The sequence below is a fragment of the Micromonospora sp. NBS 11-29 genome, assembly GCF_002140155.1.
Taxonomy (GTDB): Bacteria; Actinomycetota; Actinomycetes; order Mycobacteriales; family Micromonosporaceae; genus Micromonospora.
Map to the genome: position 1 here is coordinate 751,196 of NZ_NAPR01000004.1, position 7,456 is coordinate 758,651.

Sequence of the window (7,456 nt, forward strand, 5' to 3'; positions counted from 1 at the left end):
GTCGGAGCGACCGGCGCGAGCCCTCCTCGGGCGGGTCCGTTCGGGGCGATCGTGCTCATCCGAGCGTGACCCGGGCGGTGCTCGGCACGTAGACCACCCAGGCGTTGCCGGGCTGGGGGTGCATCAGGTCACCGTCGGTGCCGACCAGGTTGCAGACCATCTCCTGGCCGGGCTTGCGCCAGTTGCCCTTGGCGCCGGACGCACCGGAGACGGCGACCGCGGCGCCCTCGCCGAAGACCTTGGCGGAGGGCAGCGTGCGGGGCGACGGCTTGCGGACGTCCAGCGTCCGGTATTCCGAGGTCAGCACGACCACCGACGCCGCGGTGACCGTCGTCTTGCCGATCCGGGTCGTCCACAGCGACTTCGCCGCGTCGTGCCGCCACACCATCGGCGGGCCGCCGGGCACCGTCACGGTCAGTTGCCGGGCCGGTGCCAGGTCGCGGTTCGCCAGCGCGACGCCCGGGGTGGCGTAGTCCAGCACCGGTGTGGGCGGCTGCTGGTCCTTCGGCGCCGCCCGCCACAGCGCCGCGGTCGAGGTGTAACTCCCGCTGAAGAGCTTGCCGTCGTCGTCGGGGGTCACCCCGGCCAGCCCGGAGTCCTCGAACTGCGCCAGGAAGCCGGTGGGGCCGCCGGCGTAGCCGACGAACGGGCGGAGCACGGCGATCGACCGGATGTCGACCGGGCGGATCTCGGTGACCGGCCCGACCTTGGCGGCCTCGCGGGAGTGGAACACGGCGGTCAGGTGCAGGGAGTCGGACTCGGCGAACTCGGCGTAGACCAGGTCGGCCGCGTCCAGGCCGACCGGGGAGGTCGACGGGCTGACCCGCAGCGGCACCGCCACCGCCGGCCGGGTGGCCACCGAGGCGGTGCCGGCCGGCACCCCGGTCAGCGGGGCCGGCGGCAGGCTGGGGGTGGCGCTCGCCGTGGGCGTCGCGGGCCCGTCCCCCGGGTCGACCACCTCGACACCGCCCGCCTTGGGCTGGGGCTTGGCGCAGCCGGCGACGAGGCCGGCCACCACGACCGGTGCGACGGCGGCGCGAAGCAGTTGACGGCGATTCACCCCAGGTCCTCGCCGGAGTCGAGGGCGTAGCTGCGACCCTCGCCGTCGCCCCGGGAGCGGTAGGTGCCACCACCGCCGTTGACCGGCATCGAGTTGCCCGGGGCGGCTGGCTTGCGCTGCGCGGGCGGCATACCCGCGCCGGCCGGCTTGCCTGGGGCGGGGTTGGGGCCCGCGCCCTGCCCGGACGGCTTCGCCGAGGCGCCGGAGGCGGACGGCTGCATACGCGGCAGCACCATGGTGGACTCGGCGGACGGGCCGGGGGTCGGCCGCGGCTTCGGCCGGTTCGTCGGGGCCGCCGGCCGGGCCGCGGCCGCCGGCGCGGCGGGCATCCGCGGGGCCAGCACCGCACCGATCACCGGCGCGTTGACCTGCTCGAACTGTTGGAGCGCCGCAGTGATCTCGACGCTGCGGGTCCGCCCGGTCTCGGCCACCACGATCACCGCGTCGGCGTACCGGCCCAGCGCCTGGGCCTCCACCGCGATGGTCGGCTGCGCCGTCTCGACCAGCACGTGGTCGAAGCGCGCGGACAGCTCGTGCAGCACCTCCAGCAGGCCGGAGACGGGCAGCTCGACCTCCGCGTCCAGGTCGCCCGGGACGAGCACCCGGAGCTGACCCAGCCCCGGCACCGGCGCCAGCGCCTTGAGTGCGGGCACGTCCCGGCGCAGCACCGAGGCGAGGTTGTGCCGCCCCTCGGCCACGCCGGTGATGCTGCCCAGCGCGGAGTCCGGCTTGGTGGTGATCAGCGCGACCTGCTGGCCGGTACGGGCGTACGCGGCGGCCAGGTTGGCCGCGACGAACCCGGCGGCGGTGCCGGCCGAGCCGTCGCAGAGCAGGAGCTGCCGACCGCGACCGCCCTGCGCCGGCTCGGGCACGGCGGTCAGCAGCACGTTGCGCAACCGGCCCAGCTCGCGGGAGATCTTGTGGGACGCCGGCAGCACGGACAGCGACGGGGTGCGGGCCGGCAGCTCCAGCAGCAGTGGCAGGCCGACCCGGTCGGAGATGTCGCGTCCACGGCGGACCCGGTTGTCCAGCCGGTCCAGCACCAGCGCCAGGACGATGCCGAGCAGCAGCCCGGCGCCCATGCCGCTGGCCAGGTTCAAGGTGCGGTTCGGGGAGCTGGGGTGGTCGGGCAGGCGCGCGTCCGAGATGATCTCACCGGGGTCGAGGTCGGTCGAGATCAGCGGGCTGAGCCGGTTGTTCAGCGAGCTGAGCTGGTTGGTGTACACGCTCCGGTCGGCCTCGGCGCGCTCCCGCTGCGGGGAGTTGGCCGGTGCCGCCGCGATCCGCCCGGCGACGGCGCTGAGCTGCTTGTTGACCTCGGCGATCTGCTGCTGGAGCGCGGCGGTCTCGTTGTCCAGCGTCTTCTGCGCGGTGGCCTTGCGCAGGTCGAGGTAGGCCTGGGCGAAGGCGTGCGAGCCGGACTGGGCCTGGGTGGGGCTGTCCGCCTCGTAGGCCACCTGGAGGACCTGGCTGTTCGGCGGGACGCTGACGGTCACCGCCTTCACCAGCTCGTCGGCGCCGGCACCGCTCTTCATCAGGGTCTTGGCCCGCTCGGCCACCACCAGCGAGCGGATCACCTGCGCCTCGGTGTCGAGGTTGACCTTGGCGTTGGCGTTGTTCTCGTTCCCACTGCCGAGCGGACGCACCAGCAGCGACGTGGTGGAGGTGTACCGCGCGTCCTGAAGCTGGCTCACCGCCAGCCCGCCGGCCAGGCCGAGGGCCGCGGCGAGCAGCAGGATCCACCAGCGGCGGCGCAGCCAGCCCAGATAGGCCATCAGGGCGAGACCGTCGGAGTCACTCTCGGCCAGGTGGGGTGAGGGCATCAGAGTCTGTCGCTCCCTTTCGACCGAGCCGGGCAGTCCACGGCACAGCTTGGACCTGACCGTGACCTTGAGTGTCCCCGATCCGAACGTTGAGGGAAAGTCTGCTCACGTTCCGGTAACCCTGCCCAGGTGTAGGCAGTCCGCGTAGACATGGCCGATCGGTACTGACCATTCGGTGGGTTTTCCGGGTGTTGGGCCCGACCTGCCCCCGAGAGTCGGCGTTGCCGCCGACTCCTGTGCGGAGCGGTGACAAAATCCTGACACATCCTCGCGTACTGCTGGTCGCCCGGCCTGCCGTTGTGGCCGAACCGTCGCCGACCTGCCCGCTCGCATCACGGACCGAGTCCCAGTCCCGGGAATCCCGGAGCGGCCGGACCGGTGGGTCGGCATCCGTCCAACGGCCCCTTCAGTTGCCGAGGGGCACGCCAGTAGGTTGTCATGGCGCGTCCGAGGGTCATTCATGTAAATCCGGGCGCGGTCGCACACGTACGGGAGGAACGGTGTGGTGAGCGCGTCAACCGAGGGCTCGGGACAGGTCCTGCTGGTCGGGTCCAGTGGCGGGCATCTGGCCCAGCTCCTGGCCCTCGAACCGTGGTACCGGGAACGGCGGCGGGCGTGGGTCACCTTCGACACCCCGGACGCCCGGTCGCTGTTGCGCGGCGAGGACGTGGTCTGGGCGCACCACCCCACCACCCGTAACGTCAAGAACCTGGTCCGCAACGCGTTCCTCGCGCTGAAGGTGATCCGCCGACGCCAGGTCGACGCCGTGGTCACGACCGGCGCCGGGGTCGCCCTGCCGTTCGTGGTGGCGGCCCGGCTCCGTCGGATCCCGACGGTCTACATCGAGGTGTACGACCGGATCGACAGCGCGACGCTGACCGCCCGGCTCTGCCGGCCCTTCCTCTCCGCGATGCTCGTGCAGTGGGAGGAGCAGCGCCGGATGTACCCGGAGGCGACCGTCGTGGGGAACCTCCTCTGATGGCGCACATTCCGCAGCAGCGGGACCGGCGCTCGACGCCGTACGTCCTGGTCGTGGTCGGCACCGACGTGCACCGCTTCGACCGCCTCGTCGGCTGGCTGGAGCGCTGGCACGCCGCCCGGCCCGAGGTCCGGCTGGTCCTCCAGTACGGCCACAGCCGCCCGCCGGCCCTGCCCGAGGCCACCGGGTTCCTCGGCCACGAGGAGCTGCAACGCGCGATGGCCGAGGCCACCCTGGTGGTCAGCCACGGCGGGCCGGCCACCATCACCGAGGCCCGGCGCACGGGTCACCTGCCGATCGTGGTGCCCCGCGACCCCACCCACGACGAGCACGTCGACAACCACCAGCAGCTCTTCTCCCGGCGACTGGGTGCGGCCGGGATGGTGCGGCTCTGCGAGTCCGAGGCCGAGCTGCTCGCCGCGCTGGACGAAGGGCTGGCCGACCCGGCCCGGTTCGTCCTGGCCGCCGATCCGGGCCGACCGGACCCGCGGGCCGAGGCGGTCGCCCGGGTCGGCGCCGTGATCGACGACCTGGTGGCCCGTCGGGTACGCCAGCGGGCCGGCGGGCGGCACGGGTGAGCGCGCCGGAGCCGCCGCAGCCGCGCGTCCTCTTCGTCGGCGGTCTCGGCCGCAGCGGCTCCACCCTGCTGGAGCTGCTGCTGGCGCAGAGCGCCGACGTGTGCGCGGTCGGCGAGGTGGTGCACCTGTGGGAACGGGCGCTCGGTGCCGACGAGCGGTGCGGCTGCGGGGAGCGCTTCTCCGCCTGCCCGTTCTGGCAGCAGGTCGGCGAGCATGCCTTCGGCGGCTGGTCGGCGGTCGACCGGGACGACGTGATCGCGCTCAAGGACCGGGTCGACCGGACCCGCCACATCCCCCGGCTGGCGAAGCAGTCGCTCTCCCCGGAGCAGCTCGCCGACGTGCGCCGCTACGGCGACCTCTACACCCGGATCTACCGGGCCGCGCTCGCGGTGACCGGGGCGCGGGTGGTGGTCGACTCCAGCAAGCACGCCTCGCTCGCCTTCGCGCTGAGCTGGGCCGACGGGCTCGACCTGCGGGTGCTGCACCTGATCCGGGACAGCCGGGCGGTCGCGTACTCCTGGGGCAAGCAGGTGCGCCGGCCCGAGGTGGTGGACGGCGAGGACTTCATGCCGACCTTCTCGCCATTCGAGGTGAGCAAGTTGTGGACCGCGCAGAACGCCGCGTTCCACCTGCTCGCCCAGCGGGCCAAGGTGTTCCGGCTGCGCTACGAGGACTTCACCGCCGACCCGGCCGGGACCGTACGCCGGGTGCGTGACTTCTCCGGTCTGCCGGACGACCCGGCGGCCCTGCGGATCCTGGCGGACGGTCCGGCCGACGCGGCCGAGTCGCCCGCCGCGCCGTTCCGCGCGCACAGCGTCGCCGGCAACCCGCTGCGGTTCAGCGGCGGGCCGCTGACGGTACGGCGGGACGAGGCGTGGCGGGACCGCCTGCCGCGCCGCAGCCGGGCCGTGGTCAGCCTGGCCACGCTGCCCCTTCGAGTCCGCTACGGCTACCTGGGCCAGCGGGGATCCGACGAGTCCGTGGAGAGAGCATGAGTGGTCCGAGCATCTCGGTCGTCGTACCGACGCGGGACCGTCCGGAGTTGCTGCGCGCGGCGCTCGACGCGATCCTCAGCCAGGCCCATCCGGGCCCGATCGAGGCGATCGTGGTCTACGACCAGTCCGAGCCGGACCGGTCACTGGAGACGGAGCGCGGCGACCGACGGATCCGGGTCATCACCAACACCCACACCGCCGGGCTGGCCGGTGCGCGCAACACCGGCATCGAGGCGGCCACCGGCGACTGGGTGGCGTTCTGCGACGACGACGACGAGTGGCTGCCCGGGAAGCTGGCGGCCCAGTTCGGCGCGCTTGACGTGCACCCGGACGGCGCGCTGGTGAGCTGCGGCATCCGGGTCAGCTACGACGACCGGACGGTGGACCGCTCGCTGGACCGCGCCCGGATCACGTTGGAGGCGCTGCTCCGGGACCGGCTCACCGAGCTGCACCCGTCCACGTTCCTGATCCGGCGGGCCGCGCTGCTCGACGCGATTGGCCTGGTCGACGAGCAGATCCCGGGCAGCTACGCGGAGGACTACGAGTTCCTGCTCCGGGCCGCCCGGTACGCCCCACTGGTCAACGTGGAGAGTCCGTACGTGCTGGTCCGCTGGCACAAGCGGTCGTACTTCGCGCAGCGGTGGGAGACCATCTCGACCGCGTTGCAGTGGCTGCTGCGCCGCTATCCCGAGTTCGCCACCGTGCCGCACGGCGAGGCCCGGGTGGCCGGTCAGATCGCCTTCGCGCAGGCGGCCATGGGCAACCGTCGGGACGCGGTCCGCTGGGCCCGGCGCACGCTGGCCCGTAACCCGAAGGAGCCGCGCGCCTACCTGGCGTTGGCCGTGGCGAGCCGGGCCGTGCAGGCCGACCGGGTGCTGCGTACCCTGCACAAGCGCGGCCGGGGCATCTAGCGTGACGGGCGGGCGACCGACCGGTCGCCCGCCCNACTTCCAGGCCTGGATGCTCGGCTGGTCGAGCAGCCGGAAGTCGCCGTAGCTGACCTGGTTGTTCCAGTACGCCACGAACTCCGGCTGCTTGCCGTTGACGTAGCTGGTCATGGAGCGGATCCACGCCGCCCGTCCGGGGCCGGCGTCACCGGGCAGCAGGTCGCTGCCGGTCTCCGCCAACCCCCACGGCTTGCCCAGCGCCTTCGACTTGTTGATCATCTGGTCGAAGACCTCCGGCGGAGGCGCGTACCGCTTCCACTTGACCGCCCAGTTGTAGCAGTCCCAACCGAGCGTCTCGACCAGGTCGCTGCCGGGGTAGAAGGCGTCGAAGCTGCGGCCGGACTTCGGGTCGACCGTCCAGCACATCAGGATCACCGTGTTGATCAGCTTCGGGTTGTTCGCCCGGTTGGCCATGCCGGCGATCCGTCGCCACGCCTGCCGGTACTCGGCGGCGGTGAACGAACCGCGCTCGACGTCGTCCTCCGGCTCGTGGAAGTACGCCCAGTAGACGTCGTGGTCGCGCGGGATCGAGGCGAACCACGAGGTCAGGCGCGCGTCGTGCTTGCCGGCGTTGATCTCCTTGGGCGGCGCCTTGAACGAGACGACCACGGTCCGGTCGACCATGTCGCTGCGGCTGCCGTTCCAGGCCGGCGGAAGGCCGGGATAGAACACGCGAGCCATCCTCAGCCGCCCGATCGTGCGGTCGGACCGCGACAACGCCTGGCTGAACGTCTCGCCGTTCTGCGGGTCCACCGACGCGCCGGGCAGGGTGAGCCGCGTACCCCCGAAGCCGGGCCCCGAGCTGGTGGAGGTCGACGGGCGCACGGTGGGTTTGCCGCCGAGCCCTTCCGCGCTGCTGGGTGACGGGGCGCCGGGGGTGGCCGAGGCGCGCGGACGGTCCGGCCGCGCCGGGGCCACCGGGCCCGGCGTCTCGCCGGCCTGCCGACTGGGCGCGTCCGGCCGCAGGGAGGCCACGGCGACCCCGCTGCCGGTCACGGCCAGCACCACGGCCGCCGCGACCGCGACCCGCCAGCGCCGTCGGGGCCCGTCGGGCGACGGCGTCGGCGCGAGCGG

General features: G+C 73.3%; 8 protein-coding genes. 6 read left to right on the plus strand and 2 right to left on the minus strand.

The features are described from left to right. Nucleotides 1–55: 55 nt before the first annotated feature. Together B1205_RS07610 and B1205_RS07615 are read right to left on the minus strand one after the other, a co-directional pair. Nucleotides 56–1,060 (minus strand): DUF3048 domain-containing protein, encoded by a 1,005-nt coding sequence (locus tag B1205_RS07610; protein ID WP_089154912.1) that lies wholly within the window; start codon nucleotides 1,058–1,060, stop codon nucleotides 56–58. Further along, on the minus strand, nucleotides 1,057–2,883 hold the full coding sequence (locus tag B1205_RS07615; RefSeq protein WP_089154913.1) for a Wzz/FepE/Etk N-terminal domain-containing protein: 1,827 nt from the start codon (nucleotides 2,881–2,883) through the stop codon (nucleotides 1,057–1,059). Before B1205_RS07615 ends, B1205_RS07610 begins: the two co-directional genes overlap by 4 nt. Before the next feature lie 502 nt (nucleotides 2,884–3,385). On the opposite strand from B1205_RS07615, the gene B1205_RS07620 reads away from it, so the two are divergent. The 6 genes from B1205_RS07620 to B1205_RS29570 form a co-directional block, all read left to right on the plus strand. Next, the gene (locus B1205_RS07620) at nucleotides 3,386–3,862 is read left to right on the plus strand and encodes a UDP-N-acetylglucosamine--LPS N-acetylglucosamine transferase (protein ID WP_089154914.1); all 477 of its coding nucleotides are present in this window, start codon (nucleotides 3,386–3,388) and stop codon (nucleotides 3,860–3,862) included. Then, nucleotides 3,862–4,440 carry a glycosyltransferase gene (locus B1205_RS07625; protein WP_089154915.1) on the plus strand — a complete coding sequence of 193 codons (579 nt, stop codon included), beginning with the start codon at nucleotides 3,862–3,864 and terminating at the stop codon, nucleotides 4,438–4,440. The genes B1205_RS07620 and B1205_RS07625 overlap by 1 nt, the downstream gene beginning before the upstream one ends. Further along, nucleotides 4,437–5,435, plus strand: coding sequence for a sulfotransferase family protein (locus B1205_RS07630; RefSeq protein WP_089154916.1), 999 nt, complete (start codon nucleotides 4,437–4,439; stop codon nucleotides 5,433–5,435). Before B1205_RS07625 ends, B1205_RS07630 begins: the two co-directional genes overlap by 4 nt. After that, nucleotides 5,432–6,346, plus strand: coding sequence for a glycosyltransferase family 2 protein (locus B1205_RS07635; protein WP_089154917.1), 915 nt, complete (start codon nucleotides 5,432–5,434; stop codon nucleotides 6,344–6,346). The genes B1205_RS07630 and B1205_RS07635 overlap by 4 nt, the downstream gene beginning before the upstream one ends. A 412-nt stretch (nucleotides 6,347–6,758) precedes the next feature. Beyond that, nucleotides 6,759–6,890: a hypothetical protein gene (locus B1205_RS31035; RefSeq protein ID WP_254909778.1), complete on the plus strand. Its 132-nt coding sequence runs from the start codon at nucleotides 6,759–6,761 to the stop codon at nucleotides 6,888–6,890. Nucleotides 6,891–7,079: 189 nt separating this feature from the next. Beyond that, the coding region (locus tag B1205_RS29570) for a hypothetical protein (protein ID WP_217809761.1) at nucleotides 7,080–7,456 on the plus strand (377 nt) is incomplete at its 3' end.